At 71.1% G+C, this 13784-nt stretch carries 12 protein-coding genes; 5 read left to right on the top strand and 7 right to left on the bottom strand.

Translation table 11 applies throughout. The annotated features are described in order from the left end of the window. Positions 1-121: 121 nt before the first annotated feature. Together QFZ64_RS11480 and QFZ64_RS11475 are read right to left on the bottom strand one after the other, a co-directional pair. Positions 122-1147 carry a zinc-binding dehydrogenase gene (locus QFZ64_RS11480; protein WP_307064785.1) on the bottom strand — a complete coding sequence of 342 codons (1026 nt, stop codon included), beginning with the start codon at positions 1145-1147 and terminating at the stop codon, positions 122-124. Continuing rightward, positions 1144-2307, bottom strand: coding sequence for a mandelate racemase/muconate lactonizing enzyme family protein (locus QFZ64_RS11475; protein WP_307064784.1), 1164 nt, complete (start codon positions 2305-2307; stop codon positions 1144-1146). The genes QFZ64_RS11480 and QFZ64_RS11475 overlap by 4 nt, the downstream gene beginning before the upstream one ends. Positions 2308-2714: 407 nt before the next feature. On the opposite strand from QFZ64_RS11475, the gene QFZ64_RS11470 reads away from it, so the two are divergent. Next, entirely contained in the window at positions 2715-3665 is a 951-nt protein-coding gene (locus tag QFZ64_RS11470) for a hypothetical protein (RefSeq protein ID WP_307064783.1), read from the top strand. Positions 3666-3717: 52 nt separating this feature from the next. Here the strand turns inward: QFZ64_RS11470 and QFZ64_RS11465 are convergent, their stop codons facing one another. Continuing rightward, the gene (locus QFZ64_RS11465) at positions 3718-4167 is read right to left on the bottom strand and encodes a MarR family winged helix-turn-helix transcriptional regulator (RefSeq protein WP_307064782.1); all 450 of its coding nucleotides are present in this window, start codon (positions 4165-4167) and stop codon (positions 3718-3720) included. Between the two features lie 117 nt (positions 4168-4284). Between QFZ64_RS11465 and QFZ64_RS11460 the strand changes: the two genes are divergently transcribed. Then, positions 4285-5307 (top strand): NADP-dependent oxidoreductase, encoded by a 1023-nt coding sequence (locus QFZ64_RS11460; RefSeq protein WP_307064781.1) that lies wholly within the window; start codon positions 4285-4287, stop codon positions 5305-5307. 120 nt (positions 5308-5427) lie between these two features. Further along, on the top strand, positions 5428-6252 hold the full coding sequence (locus tag QFZ64_RS11455; RefSeq protein WP_307064780.1) for an EI24 domain-containing protein: 825 nt from the start codon (positions 5428-5430) through the stop codon (positions 6250-6252). 104 nt (positions 6253-6356) lie between these two features. On the opposite strand, the gene QFZ64_RS11450 is transcribed toward QFZ64_RS11455, so the two are convergent. Next, positions 6357-6971 carry a TetR/AcrR family transcriptional regulator gene (locus QFZ64_RS11450; protein ID WP_307064779.1) on the bottom strand — a complete coding sequence of 205 codons (615 nt, stop codon included), beginning with the start codon at positions 6969-6971 and terminating at the stop codon, positions 6357-6359. A 123-nt stretch (positions 6972-7094) separates the two neighbouring features. Between QFZ64_RS11450 and QFZ64_RS11445 the strand changes: the two genes are divergently transcribed. Then, positions 7095-9656 (top strand): beta-glucosidase, encoded by a 2562-nt coding sequence (locus QFZ64_RS11445; protein ID WP_307064778.1) that lies wholly within the window; start codon positions 7095-7097, stop codon positions 9654-9656. A gap of 618 nt (positions 9657-10274) precedes the next feature. Here the strand turns inward: QFZ64_RS11445 and QFZ64_RS11440 are convergent. The 3 genes from QFZ64_RS11440 to QFZ64_RS11430 all read right to left on the bottom strand — a co-directional run bounded on the left by QFZ64_RS11440 (position 10275) and on the right by QFZ64_RS11430 (position 12932). Further along, positions 10275-10865 (bottom strand): hypothetical protein, encoded by a 591-nt coding sequence (locus QFZ64_RS11440; RefSeq protein ID WP_307064777.1) that lies wholly within the window; start codon positions 10863-10865, stop codon positions 10275-10277. 137 nt (positions 10866-11002) lie between these two features. Further along, positions 11003-11986, bottom strand: coding sequence for an aldose epimerase family protein (locus QFZ64_RS11435; protein WP_307064776.1), 984 nt, complete (start codon positions 11984-11986; stop codon positions 11003-11005). A 10-nt stretch (positions 11987-11996) separates the two neighbouring features. Next, positions 11997-12932, bottom strand: a complete 936-nt coding sequence (locus tag QFZ64_RS11430) for an SGNH/GDSL hydrolase family protein (protein WP_307064775.1) — start codon at positions 12930-12932, stop codon at positions 11997-11999. A gap of 338 nt (positions 12933-13270) precedes the next feature. Here QFZ64_RS11430 and QFZ64_RS11425 point away from each other — a divergent pair, with 338 nt between their 5' ends. Further along, positions 13271-13765, top strand: coding sequence for a DUF3145 domain-containing protein (locus QFZ64_RS11425; RefSeq protein WP_307064774.1), 495 nt, complete (start codon positions 13271-13273; stop codon positions 13763-13765). Positions 13766-13784 lie beyond the last annotated feature (19 nt).

Below are 13784 nucleotides of genomic sequence, written 5' to 3'. Positions count from 1 at the left end.
GTGTTGCGCGGTGCTTTGTTCGGTATGTCGGACGCGGTTCGTGTCTGCGGTCGGGGTCGTGCGCCGGTACGGAGCCGTCAGGTCGCCCGTACCGGCGCACGGGCGCGGCCGGCTACGGGAGTCACGGCCGCAACAGCACCTTGCCCACCTTCGGGTCCCCGGACCCCACCAGTTCGATGGCGCGGGGGAATTCCTCCAGCGGCAGTTCGTGCGAGACCAGGGGCAGCGGATCGAGCAGACCCGCCGCGAAGACCCGGACCGTATGGGCCCACGCCTCGGGCGGTGCCCCGAACACGGTGTGCACCTCCAGTTGTCGTACGACGAGACCGGTCGGGTCGAGCCCGTCGGCGCCCGGGGCCGGGATACCGGTCAGCACCAGCCGCCCGCCGCGCCGCAGCAGGGCGGCGGCGGTGCGCGCGGCGTCGGCGGAGCCGGCGGTCTCGACGACGACGTCGAAGTCGTCCGGGAGCGGTTCGTCCTTGGTACGGAAGCTGGTGGCGCCGAACTCCCGTGACAGCGACTCGCGGTCGCGGCCGGTGCCCACCACCAGCAGCTCCCCGGGCGAGCCAGCCCGCAGGAACTGCACCGCGAACATGCCGAGCGTGCCGGTGCCGACCACCGCGACCCGTTCGCCCGGCCGCGCGTTCGCCTTGAGCGCGGCGGCGGCGACACAAGCGGCGGGCTCCAGCAGGGCGGCGGCCGTCAGATCCGCGTCGTCGGGCAGGACGTGCAACAACCGGGCGGGCAGGGTCAGGGTGGCGGCCATCGCGCCGGGCTGGGTGAACCCGGTCTCCTCGTACCCGGCGGTGCACAGCGTGGTCTCGCCGGCGTGGCAGCGGTCGCACACCTGGCAGTTGCGGAACCCCTCTCCGACGACCCCGCGGCCTACCAGGGACTCCGGCACCCCGGCCCCGACGCCCGCCACGGTGCCGGACCACTCGTGGCCGGGGGTGAGCGGGTAACGCACGTAGTCTGCGGGCCGGTTGCCCTGGTACACCTCGCGGTCGCTGCCGCAGATGCCGACGGCGTGCACCGCGACCAGGGCCTCGCCGGGGCCGGGGTCCCGCGGGGTGTGCGGGACGAGCCGGTGGGCACCGGGGGCCTCGATGACGACGGCGGTACGGCTTCCGCCCGCTTCGGTGCTCACCGGCCGGCCTTGGGCGCGCGCTTCTCCCAGCCCTCGGCCCACAGGTCGAAGCGGGCCTGCTGCTGCGGGAACTCGGCCGCCGCGTCGACGTCCAGCTCGACGCCGAGGCCGGGCGCGTCGGAGAGGTGGAAGCAGCCGTCCTCCGGGTCCACCTGCGGGGCGCCCTTGACCACCTTCTTGATCTCCGCGTCGGCGAAGTCGTTGAAGTGCTCCAGGATCTTGAAGTTCGGGGAGGTGAAGCCGACCTGGAGGGAGGCGGCGGTGAGCACGGACCCGCCCACGTTGTGCGGCGCGAGCAGCATGTAGTGGGTCTCGGCGGTGGCGGCGAGCTTGCGGGTCTCCCAGATGCCGCCGATGTGGCCGACGTCGGGCTGGAGGATGTCGACGGCCTGGCTGTCGAACAGCTCCCGGAACTCGATCCGGTCGTGGATGCGCTCACCGGTGGCCACGGGGATGTCCACCTTCGCGGCGACCTTCTCCAGCGCCTTGAGGTTCTCCGGCGGCACCGGCTCCTCCAGCCAGGCGGGCTTGAAGGGGGCCATCTCCCTGGCGAGACGGACGGCGGTGGCGGGGGAGAACCGTCCGTGCATCTCCAGCATCAGCTCGGCGTCGGGGCCGATGGCGTCGCGCACGGCCTCGATGAGGGAGACGGCGTAGTTCGTCTGCTGCTGGTCCAGCTCGAAGTGGCCGGTGCCGAACGGGTCGATCTTCAGCGCCCGGTAACCGCGCTCCATCACCCCGCGCGCGGCCTTGTGGTACGCCTCCGGGGTGCGCTCGGTGGTGTACCAGCCGTTGGCGTACGCCTTGACCCTGTCGGTGACCTTGCCGCCCAGCAGCTGCCAGACGGGGACGCCGAGGGCCTTGCCCTTGATGTCCCAGCACGCCATCTCGACGACGGCGATGCCGGACATCACGATCTCGCCCGCGCGGCCGTAGTCGCCGTACTTCATGCGGCGCACGAGGTCCTCGACGGCGAACGGGTCCGAGCCGAGGACGTGGTTCGCCTCGGCCTCGCGGAGGTAGCCGAGCAGCGCGTCGGTGTGGCCCAGCATCCGGGTCTCGCCGACTCCGGTGATCCCCTCGTCGGTGTGCACCTGGACGTAGGTCAGGTTGCGCCACGGCGTCCCGACCACGTGTGTGCTGATTCCGGTGATGCGCACGGCTGTCGCCTCTCGATTCGTCTCGCGGCTTGCTTGTCCGGCCCGCTTGTCCGGCTTGCGTGTCCGGCCCGCTTGTTCGGCTTGTTCGATATTTCGTCATGCGTTCGAAATGCTGGCGTGACAGTAAGGAGGGGGTGGGGGGAGTGTCAATGGGTCGCGCACGATGCGGGCGGGTGGATTTCCCCGGTATGCCGCGCTCGTCGCCCGAGAAGTCCGGGAAACGTGTGCGGATGACGGAGGATCAGGCCACGGACCGGTCGCGAACTGGCCGTTCCCTACACAACTTTCACAGCAGTCACTGGGCAAGCGAGGCGGGGGGAACCTAGTCTTCCGGCGTCATGAACTACTGCACCCCCTGCCGAAGACACCTCAACGGAGCCCTGGCGTGTCCAGGGTGCGGAACACCGGTGGGGTGGTTGGAGGGGGAGATCCCCGTGGAGGCGGGGGAGACGGCCGCGCACAGGGCGCCGGGGCGGGGCCCCGACCCGCGCGCCGGAGTGCCGTTCGCGCAGACCGCCGGCGCGGCGGGGGACGCTGTCGTGCCCGGCGGCCCTGTGCCGTCCCCGGGGCCCGAGGAGCGCGGCTCCCTGGGAGGCGCGGACAGCGGATCCCGGCCCGCCCACCCGGCGGAGCCCGCACGGGGACCCGACGGGGCCGAGGGGACGGAGCTCCCCGAGGGCAATGGGGCGGACGGGACGGGCGGGGCGGACGCGGACGGCAGGGGCGGTGGGGACACCGGTGGCACCGGCCGCATCGGCGGCACCAGTGGTACCGGTGATGCCGATGGCCCCGGTGATGCCGATGACGCGGCCGACGACGAACTCGACGGACAGCCCCCCGGCCGCCGTGACCGTCGTGCCGCCTCCCACCGTCGGCGCCGCCGCCGGGTCCTCCTCATCGGCGCCGGCCTCCTCCTCGCCGCCGGCGGACTGAGCCTTGCCGAACTCGGCACCGAGTCCCCGGGCTCGACCCCGAAGACCGCCGCCACCGGCGACGAGTCCTCCGAGAGCACCGACTCCTCGCCCGGACGACAGGGTGAGGAGTCCGGAGCCCCCGGCTCCGCGAGAGCGGGCGACGGCACGGCGAGCGCGACACCGGGGGCCTCCGCGTCCACGTCCGCCTCGGCCTCGCGCTCCGCGAAGGCGGAGGGCAAGGGATCGACGGCGAGTGCGTCCGAGACGTCGAGGACGGCACCGGCCGCCACGGGGCACGCGCAGACGACGCAGACGTCGGGCGCGGAGAGCCCGGGGGGCGGCGGTCAGGGGAACCCGTCGACCGGGGAGCCGTCGTCGCCGTCGTCGCCGGCCGACCCGTCGCCGTCGGACACCTGCGACCGCTTCCTGTGGTGGTGCACGTAGGAGGACCCCCTCGGTCACCCGGCCGCCCCCTCCCGGGGCTTCCGCGGGGCGCTCAGCCCTCCTCGGTCTCCTCCGGCAGCATGCGGCGCAGGAGGTCCCGCAAGGACACCCGTTCCTCCTCCGAGAGGGCGGCCAGGGGCGCGCGGGCAAAGCGGAGGGACTCGCGCAGGCTCCGGGCCACCCGGCGGCCCTCCTCCGTGGCCGCCGCGAGCTTCACGCGCCGGTCGGCGGGGTCGGGCCGGCGCTCCACCAGCCCCCGGCTCTCCAGCCGGTCCACGATCCCCGTCACGTTCGACGGCTCGCACTTCAGCTTCCGCGCCAGCCGCCGCATCGGCAGCGGCTCCAGCGACAGCAGGCTCAGCAGCCGTGCCTGCGCCCCGGTGAGCGCGTGCTGCGCCGCCGCCTCCTCGTACTCCTCGTGATACCGCGCGACCACCGTGCCGATCAGCTCGACGACCTCCAGCGTCAGCGCGTCCACACGGGGGTTCTTGTGTGCAGCCATGCTCCCGAGGGTACCCGGTTACTTGACATCCTGAAATATTCAGTCCCATTGTTGTTTCAGGTGCTGAATTAAATTCGGCCGACATCGCGCAAGCAAACGCAGGAGAGGCGCCACCCCATGACCGACCACGCATCGCTCCCCGCCACCGGCCGCGAATGGCAGCTGCTCAGCCGCCCCGTCGGCTGGCCGAAGCCCGAGGACTTCGCCCTCGTCGAGGCGGAGGTCGGCCGGCCGGGCGAGGGGCAGGTACTGGTGCGCAACCGCTATCTCTCCGTGGACCCGTACATGCGCGGCCGCATGAGCGCCGCCAAGTCCTACGTCGCCCCCTTCGAGCTCGGCAAGGTCATGCAGGGCGGCGCCGTCGGCGAGGTGATCGCCTCGAACGCCGAGGGCATCGCCGTCGGTGACCACGTCCTGCACTTCTTCGGCTGGCGCGAGTACGCCGTCGCGGACGCGAAGCACGTCGTCACGGTCGACCCGGACGCCGCCCCGCTCTCCGCCTACCTCGGCGTGCTCGGCATGCCCGGCCTCACCGCCTACGCGGGCCTGCTGCGCACCGCCTCCTTCAAGGAGGGCGACGCCGTCTTCGTGTCCGGCGCGGCGGGTGCCGTCGGCAGCCAGGTGGGCCAGATCGCGAAGCTCAAGGGCGCCTCCCGCGTCATCGGCTCGGCCGGCACCGACGAGAAGGTCGAACTCCTCCTCACCGAGTACGGCTTCGACGCCGCCTTCAACTACAAGAAGGCCCCGGTCGCCCAACAGCTCCGCGAGGCCGCCCCGGACGGCATCGACGTCTACTTCGACAACGTCGGCGGCGACCACCTGGAGGCCGCCCTCGGCCGCCTCAACCGCGACGGCCGCATCGCGGTCTGCGGCATGATCTCGGTCTACAACAACACCGAGCCCGCCCCCGGCCCGCGCAACCTCGCCCGCCTCATCCAGACGCGCGGCCGCATCGAGGGCTTCCTCGTCGGCGACCACTACGACCTCCAGCCGCAGTTCGTCCAGGAGGTCGGGCCCTGGGTCCGCGACGGCCGCCTCAAGTACCGCGAGACGGTGGTCGAGGGCGTCGAGAACACCCTCGACGCCTTCCTCGGCGTCCTCCAGGGCGCCAACACCGGCAAGATGATCGTCCAGCTCTGAGGCGCGGTCCGGGACGGTGGGGGCCGGGGTTGGGGGCGGGGGCGGCCCGAGACACGGGCCGGGGGGAGGGGGCGGGGGCGCGACCCCCTGCGCCCACGCTCCGCCCACTACAGTGCAGCCATGCGCGATCTGACCGCAGGATTCCGGCACTTGCTGCGGGGTCACCGCTGGGTGGCCCGGCACGGCAAGGTGTACGGTCTCGGGCTGCTGCCCGGCCTGATCACCCTCGTCCTCTACGCCGCCGCCCTCGTCGCCCTCGCCGTGTGGGGCGACGACTTCGTCGGCTGGGCGACCCCGTTCGCCGACGACTGGTCGAGCCCCTGGCAGGGCCTGTTCCGAGGGTTCCTCACCGCCGTGCTGTTCGCCCTCGCGCTGCTGCTCGCGGTCGTCACCTTCACCGCCGTCACCCTCCTCGTCGGCCAGCCCTTCTACGAGAACCTCTCGGAGCGGGTCGACCGTGACGTCTCCCCGGACGGCACCGCCCCCGAGTCCGACCTCCCGCTCGTCCGGGAGCTGTGGGTGTCGGCCCGGGACGGCCTGCGCATCGTGGTGCGGGCCGGCGTGTGGGGCGTGCTGCTGTTCGCCTGCGGGTTCCTGCCGTTCGTCGGGCAGACGGCCGTCCCGGTGATCGGCTTCTTCGTCACCGGGTTCTTCCTCACCGAGGAGCTCGCCGCGGTCGCCCTCCAGCGCCGCGGGGTCCAACTGCGCGAACGGCTCGCGCTGTTGCGCTCCCGCAAGATGCTGGTGTGGGGCTTCGGGACCCCGCTGGGCCTGGCGTTCCTGGTGCCGGTCGTCGCGGTGTTCCTGATGCCGGGCGCGGTCGCGGGCGCCACGCTGCTGGCCCGCGAACTCCTGGGCGAGGAGACGCGAAACGCAGACCAGTACGCCGAGGACGCCGAGGACGCCGACGGCGATCCGGAAACGGCGGACACGCGGGCGCGCTGAGGCGGGCGGACACGTGGGCGCTCCGAGGCGACTGAGGTGGCTGAGGTGACGGACACGCGGGTGCGCTGAGGCGGGCGGACACGCGGCCCCACGCAGGCGGGGCCTCAGCGCGCTCCCGTGTCCGTGGCCCCCTCCGCCCCCTCGGTGCTTTCCACCGGCCCCGGCAGCTCGCCCAGCAGCGTCACGAAGTCGCGGAACGCCCCCGGCATGTCCACCGCCTCCGGGTCGAGCAGCCACTGGAACTGCAGCCCGTCCATTACCGCCACCAGCAGCGGTGCCACCCGCTCCGGGGGCAGCCCGCCGGGCAGCAGTTCGCCGAACTCCGCGCGCAGGACCGACGCCATGCTCGCGCGGACCTCCTCGTACCGTCCGGTGAAGAAGTCCCGCGCCGGGTGCCCCTCGGTGACGCTCTCGCCGAGCAGCGCGGAGAAGGTCTGGACGACCCCGGGCCGCATCGCGTTGTACTCGACCAGCGAGCCCAGCAGATCCAGCCGCCACCGCTCCCCGGGCACCGAGTCCCACTGGTCGCGCTCCTTGAGCACGGCGACGAGCAGCGCGTCCTTGGTCGGGAAGTAGTGCAGCACCCCCTGCTGGGTCAGCCCCACCCGTTCCGCCACCGCGGCCATGCTCGCGCCCCGGTAACCGCGTTCGGCGATCACTTCGAGGGCCGCCCGGACGATCTCCGCGCGCCGCTCCTCGCCCCTGGCCCTGCTCGTCATGGCGTCACCGTACGGTAATCCGCACCTGCCCCACGTCACGAGAAGGTGACGAAAGCTACCGCATTACTGGTTCCCGGTGCAGCATGGGTGCGTCGAAGCGGTCTTCTACGAGGAGGTGCGGCCGTGGCCGGAACAGCGGACGGAACGGATACGCGGGCACAGGACCGGGCCCGCGACCAGGCCGGAGAGCAGGCGCGCGAACGGGTCGTCGAGGCAGCCCTCGCCCGGCTCGGCCTCGACGACAAGGCACGGCTGCTCGCCGGCCAGGACCGCTGGACGCTTCCCGCGCTGCCGGAGATCGGCCTCGCCTCCCTCGTCATGTCCGACGGCCCGATCGGCGTCCGAGGCGTCCGCTGGACCGCCGACGACCCGTCCGTCGCCCTGCCCTCCCCGACCGCGCTCGCCGCCACCTGGGACCCCCAACTCGCTCGCCGGGCAGGTGTGTTGCTCGCCCAGGAGGCCCGCCGCAAGGGCGTCCACGTGCTGCTCGCGCCCACCGTCAACCTGCACCGCTCCCCGCTCGGCGGCCGCCACTTCGAGGCGTACAGCGAGGACCCGTACCTCACCGGCCGCATCGGCACCGGATACGTCGCCGGCGTGCAGTCCGGCGGCGTCGGCACCACCGTCAAGCACTTCGTGGCCAACGACGCCGAGACCGAGCGCTTCACCGTCGACAACCTGATCGGTGAACGCGCCCTGCGCGAGCTGTACCTGGCCCCCTTCGAGGCGATCGTCGCCGACGCCCGCCCGTGGGGCGTCATGACCGCCTACAACAGCGTCAACGGCATCACGATGAGCGAGCACGCGCCGCTCGTGAACGGCGTCCTGCGCGGCGAGTGGGGCTTCGACGGCGTCAACGTCTCCGACTGGAGCGCCGCCCGCGACACCGTCCGCGCGATCGAGGGCGGCCTCGACATCGCCATGCCGGGACCCGACACCGTCTACGGCGAGGCCCTCGCCCGGGCGGTACGGGACGGCAGGGTCGAGGAGGCCACGGTCGACGCGGCCGTGCGCAACGTGCTGCGCCTCGCCGCCCGGATCGGCATCCTCGACGGCGCGGAACCCGTCGTCGCCGCACCGCCCGCGCACGTCGACGGCCGGGCCCTCGCCCACGAGATCGCCCGTCGCTCCTTCGTCCTCGTCCGCAACGAGCCCGCAGGGAACGCCGGGCCCGCAGGAAACACCGGGCCTGCCGGAAACATCGGGCCTGCCGGAAACGCCGGGAACACAGGGACCCCCGTCCTGCCGCTACGCCCCGACGCCACCGTCGCCCTCATCGGAGCCGCCGCCCGCGACGCCCGCGTCCTGGGCGGCGGCTCCGCCACCGTCTTCCCCGACCGGATCGTCTCCCCGCTGGACGGCCTCACCGCCGCCCTGCCCGGTGGCGCCGTGACGTACGCCCTCGGTGCCGACCCCAACGAGGAACTGTCCATCGCCGACCGCGGGTTCACCCTGCGCGCGGTCTGCCGCGACGCCGCCGGCACGGTCCTCGGCACCGGCCCCGTGCCCAACGGCGACATCAAGTGGACGGACGTCGACCTGCCCGAGGGCGTCACCCACGACAACCTGCACACCGTCGAACTGGCCGGCACCTTCACGCCGCGCGAGTCCGGCACGCACACGTTCGGCATCAAGGGCCTGGGCGCCTTCACGCTCACCGTGGACGGCACGACGTATTTCGACGGCGTCCAGCGCGCCGCCAAGGAGGACCCCTTCGCCGCGTTCTTCGGCGCCCCCGAGCCGCACGCACAGGTGGAGCTGACGGCCGGCGAGAGCATCGAGGTCTCCCTGACGCACGTCGTCGTCGCCCCCGAGGACACGGCCGCCACCTCGGTCCTCTTCGCCCTCGCCCACCAGGAGCCGCAGCGGGACCCCGACGAACTGATCGCCGAGGCCGCGGCGGCGGCGCGGGGCGCGGACACGGCGGTCGTCGTGGTCGCCACCACCGACCGCGTCGAGTCCGAGGGGTTCGACCGCACCGACCTCCGGCTGCCCGGCCGCCAGGACGACCTGGTCCGCGCGGTCGCCGCCGCCAACCCGAACACCGTGGTCGTCGTCAACTCCGGCTCCCCGGTGGAGCTGCCGTGGCGGGACGAGGTCGCCGCGATCCTGCTGAGCTGGTTCCCCGGCCAGGAGGGCGGCGCGGCCCTCGCCGACGTACTCACCGGCGCGACGGAACCGGGCGGCCGGCTCCCCACGACCTGGGGCGCCCTGACCGACGCCCCGGTCACCGAAGTGGTCCCGAACAACGGCCAACTCGCCTACTCTGAAGGCGTGTTCATCGGCTACCGCGCCTGGGAGAAGGAGGCCAGGACGCCCACCTACGCCTTCGGTCACGGCCTCGGCTACACGAACTGGGCGTACGAGTCCGTCGAGGCGGAGGGCACGACCGTGCGAGTCCGCCTGCGCAACACGGGAGAGCGGCCGGGACGCGAGATCGTCCAGATCTACGCAGCCCCGGCCACCGCCGACGGACCCGAGCGACCGGCACGCCGGCTGGCCGGATTCGCGGGGATTTCGGCCGACCCGGGGGAGACGGTGGAAGCCGTGGTGACGCTCCCCACGCGGGCGTTCGAGGTGTGGGACGAGACGGCAGGGGCCTGGGCACGTGTGAAGGGTTCGTACGAGATTGCCGCCGGACGCTCGATCGTGGACCACCGCGTGACGACGGCGATTACCGTCTGACCAAGGGCGCGGGCGCCCTCCCCGAGCAGCCCCGGCCCGGGCCCTGACACCCGGACCGGGGCTCAGCCCTCCCCTTCCGGGGCACGCATGAATTCGACATTCACTCGAGTGTCACGACCTGACCGCTGTCGCTGTACTTGGCCCAAAGCACATCGTGTCCGTCCGTGGACCCTGCCCACAGGGTGGCGGTGCACCCGTCGTTGAAGCGAAGCAATACCTCACTCCTCTGACGCCCTTTGTCGCTGCTCCATGTCCCCTCTCCGTCTTTTTCGCGAACACCATCCCGCGAGCAGCTGAAATATTCCAGCTTTAGTCGACTTGCCGTAAATTGTGCATGCTGCTGCAAATCCAGGACGCCAGACCCTGTCTTCCACGTACGAACAAAGGCGGCGGTCGACGCGAAGCGCCCTTCCGGATATTTCTCGTAATCTGTCGATGCATAACATCCGGACGTAAGCGGGATAACAAAGAGAACAGATGATAGAAAATGGAGAAAGTGACGGTGGCTTCTAGTCGTTCGACTCGGCTGCGACATTTGTTCTCCTTGCTCCTGGAGTTTGCCGTAGTTCACCGGTCAAACCAGTGAACTACGGCAAACTCCACGGCTCAGGTTCGAGCTTAGTTGACGATTACCGTTCGAAAGGTAATCGTCATGTAGTGCGAGGTGCCTGCGTGCCCAAGTGTGACGATCCCATCGTTGTCGTACCTCTGTACGGCGTGATCAGCTGCCGTTCCATAGCCCGTCGCAATGTGGGCAAAGGGTGATATCGTCATGTTGTTGTTGATCGTAATCCGAGCCTGTACCCCGTACGAGTTGGCTCGGAGGATCTTGTACTTCGCCGTGTAAGATCCGAGCACGGCAGTGGAGGCGTTAGTGTCGCCAGTCAGGATCGACCATTGATCACTCAGGAACTGCTTGGCCTTCCCCCTCGCGCTCTTCGAGCCGATCGAGTAGGGCTCAAGGGTTCCTTCGGTTTGACCTTTTGACCATCGCCGCATTATCTCCTTCCGCTGTGCGGCGGTGACGTCGCTGCCCATGACTTGCTTGGCCACTTCACTGTCCTCGCCGTAAGTCGTGGCACCATCGAGATCGCCTGTTGCCCACAGAAATCCAATCTTTCGGAGATCGGCGTTACCGCCACCCAGGACTGCGTCCTGGGGATTGCAGGAGACGAGGATTTGCACTGCGGCACAGGTGCGCTTCTCCATATATCCAGGGGCCGCGATGCCTGGCGGAATGTAAGGAAGATGTGGAGCGGGAGCGACCTCCCCCACCGGCCGTCAGTCAACAACGCACCGAACGGAAGCGGGGAGGGCAGGGGCGGCGGGATCCGAGGAAACGCCCCCTATCGCGCCGCGAACCCGTACGCCGTCTCAGACCGGTACCTCTGCCCCGCGTCCAGCCGCGTGCTGGGGAATTCCGGGCGGTTCGGGGAGTCGGGGTAGTGCTGGGTCTCCAGGGCCACCGCGTCGCCGGGGGCGTACGGGGCCGCGAGGTGGTCGCCGGTGTAGAGCTGGATCCCCGGTTCCGTCGTGTTCACCGTGAGCAGGCGGCCGGATGCCGGGTCGTACAGTTCGGCGACCGGCTCCGCCGTTCCCGTGACTCCCTTGTCGAGCACGAGGTTGTGGTCGTAGCCCGTGCCCACCTTCCGCGCCGAACGGAAGTCGAAGCGCGTCCCGTCCACGGCCGCCTCCTCCCCCGTGGGGATGAGGGCTTTGTCCACCGGCAGGTACCGGCCCGCGGCGACGGACAGTTCGTGGCCCGCGGCGCTCGAGGTCCCGGCAGCAGCGCCCGCCAGGTTCCAGTAGCTGTGGTTCGTCAGGTTCACGACGGTCGGGGCGTCCGTCGACGCCTCGTACGTGATCCGCAGCGTTCCGTCCGCGTCCAGCGTGTACGCCGTGGACACCTCCAGACGGCCCGGGAAGCCCTCCTCGCCGTCCGGTGAGACCCGCGACAGCCGTACGCCGTGTTCGATCTCCTCGACGGCCCACACGCGCTTGTCGAAGCCCTGCTCGCCGCCGTGCAGGGAATTGGGCGCGTTGTTGGCGGCGAGCTCGTACGTCCGGCCGTCGAGCGTGAAGCGGGCGCCCGCGATCCGGTTGGCGTACCGCCCGACCAGCGCCCCGAAGTACGGCGAGGGACAGTCGAGGTAACCGCGCAGCGAGTCGAAGCCCAGCACCACGTTCGTCGTGCGCCCCTCTCGGTCCGGGACCTCGACGGACTGCACGATCCCGCCGTACGACAGCACCCGCACCCGTACCCCGGCCCTTTCGAGCGTGCAGCGGTGCACCTCGGTGCCGTCCGGAAGCGTGCCGAAAAGTTCAGTCATGGAACAAAGGCTAGGTCACGGGGTTCTTCGCCGTGATGGTGCGGTAGGCGATCTCGGCCAGGCGGGCCTGGCCGTCGCGGCTGGGGTGGAACCAGTCCCAGTGGCTGAGCTGGGCGGGTCCGAAGCGGTAGTCGTGCACCGCGTCGCCGTCGAACCGGCAGCGGGTGTTCTTGGCGCACACCTCCTTCAGCACCTTGTTGTACTCCTCCACCCGCTTCTCCACGGTGTCGCGGCGCAGCGTGGCCGCCGGGTCCAGCGTGTCGGCGTCGCCCAGCATCGAGGGGCAGATCCCCAGCTTCCAGATCTGCTTGCCGAGCGCGCTGGTGCGGCCCTGCGCCCACAGCCGCTTGAGGTTCGGCACGCTCGACACGTACACCTGGGTCCTGGGCAGCTTCTTGCGGAGCGTGGCCAGCGCGTCCTTGAACTCGGAGCGGAAGTCGGCCACCGGGGTCATCTGCTTCGTACTGGGGCGGCAGGCGTCGTTGGCCCCGGCCATCACCGTCACCAGCTCCGGCCGGCGCCGCGCGGCCCTGGCCATCTGCGCGGGCACGTCGGCCATCCGGGCGCCGGTCACCGCGTAGTTCCAGCTGTGCTCGGCGGCGTCGGCCCTGCCCAGCAGCCGTACCGCCAGGCTGTCGACGGAGGCGTCGCTGCCGGTGGCCCAGGAGACGGTGGGGCAGTCGGAGAGCACGTTGCAGGCATCGAAGCCGCGGGTGATGGAGTCGCCGACGGCCGCGATCGAGTCGGGGCCGCGGTCCCAGACGGGAGCGTGGGCGGTGGCGGAGGGACGTGGGGCGGTGGTGTCGCCGTCGGAGTCGCAGCCGGCCGCGCCCAGCACGACAGCCACGGCCGCGGCCACCACGCCCGCCGCCCGCGGCCGGTGGCCGGGGCGCTTGCGACGGCTCCGGCCGTGCGGACCCTGGTTCCCCATCCCCTGGTTCCCCATCCCCTGGTTCCCCTCCTTGTCGAGGACTGATCGAGAGCTGATCGCGAGCTGAGCGAGAACTGAGTGGGACCCGGTACGAATCTCGCGTATCTCGTGAATATGTGGCCTCTGTGGTGAACGTGAGCGTCCGGTGATCCGTATGCAGAAGACGGGCATCCGGTCGCGCACGTTCCGTCAGTACCCGCGTCCCGATGGGTGAAACCTCGGGTTTCGCGGGCACTGGGACCGACGGTACGTCACACTCCCGACCCCGTCGCACGGTAGCCTCGCCACGTGGCTGCCCCGGCCACCGCCGTTCCGCAAAGTTACACAAAGCGCCGCTCTGCCCGGAGGTTCAGGTGACGACACGTGGAGTCCTGTACGTGCACTCCGCGCCCCGCGCACTGTGCCCGCACGTCGAGTGGGCGATCGCGGGTGTGCTCGGCACCCGGGTGAGTCTGGACTGGATCCGTCAGCCGGCCTCGCCGGGCATGTGGCGGTCGGAGTTCTCCTGGCGCGGCGAGGCCGGTACCGCCTCCAAGCTCGCGTCGGCGCTGCGGGGATGGCAGTTGCTGCGGTTCGAGGTGACGGCGGAGCCGTGCGCGGCCGCGGAGGGCGAGCGGTACAGCTGCACGCCGGAGCTCGGCATCTTCCACGCGGTCACCGGGATGCACGGCGACATCATGGTTCCGGAGGACCGGCTGCGGGCGGCACTGGTGCGGGCGCAGCGCGGGGAGACGGAGCTGGAGGGGGAACTGGCGAAGCTGCTCGGCAAGCCGTGGGACGACGAGCTGGAGCCGTTCCGTCATGCCGGCGAGGGTGCGCCCGTGCGCTGGCTGCACCAGGTCGTCTGAGCTCGGCGCCCTCCGCCCT

Origin of the sequence: Streptomyces sp. B3I8, from assembly GCF_030816915.1 — a bacterium.
Lineage (GTDB): Bacteria > Actinomycetota > Actinomycetes > Streptomycetales > Streptomycetaceae > Streptomyces.
The sequence above is the reverse complement of the archived record's forward strand: the minus strand, read 5'-3'. Positions and strand labels throughout refer to the sequence as shown.

Coding starts and splice junctions, on each gene's coding strand:
- QFZ64_RS11465 (WP_307064782.1), bottom strand. CDS start 4,167: ATGGCTGCACACAAGAACCCCCGTGTGGACGCGCTGACGCTGGAGGTC.
- QFZ64_RS11460 (WP_307064781.1), top strand. CDS start 4,285: ATGACCGACCACGCATCGCTCCCCGCCACCGGCCGCGAATGGCAGCTG.
- QFZ64_RS11455 (WP_307064780.1), top strand. CDS start 5,428: ATGCGCGATCTGACCGCAGGATTCCGGCACTTGCTGCGGGGTCACCGC.
- QFZ64_RS11450 (WP_307064779.1), bottom strand. CDS start 6,971: ATGACGAGCAGGGCCAGGGGCGAGGAGCGGCGCGCGGAGATCGTCCGG.
- QFZ64_RS11440 (WP_307064777.1), bottom strand. CDS start 10,865: ATGGAGAAGCGCACCTGTGCCGCAGTGCAAATCCTCGTCTCCTGCAAT.
- QFZ64_RS11435 (WP_307064776.1), bottom strand. CDS start 11,986: ATGACTGAACTTTTCGGCACGCTTCCGGACGGCACCGAGGTGCACCGC.
- QFZ64_RS11430 (WP_307064775.1), bottom strand. CDS start 12,932: ATGGGGAACCAGGGGATGGGGAACCAGGGTCCGCACGGCCGGAGCCGT.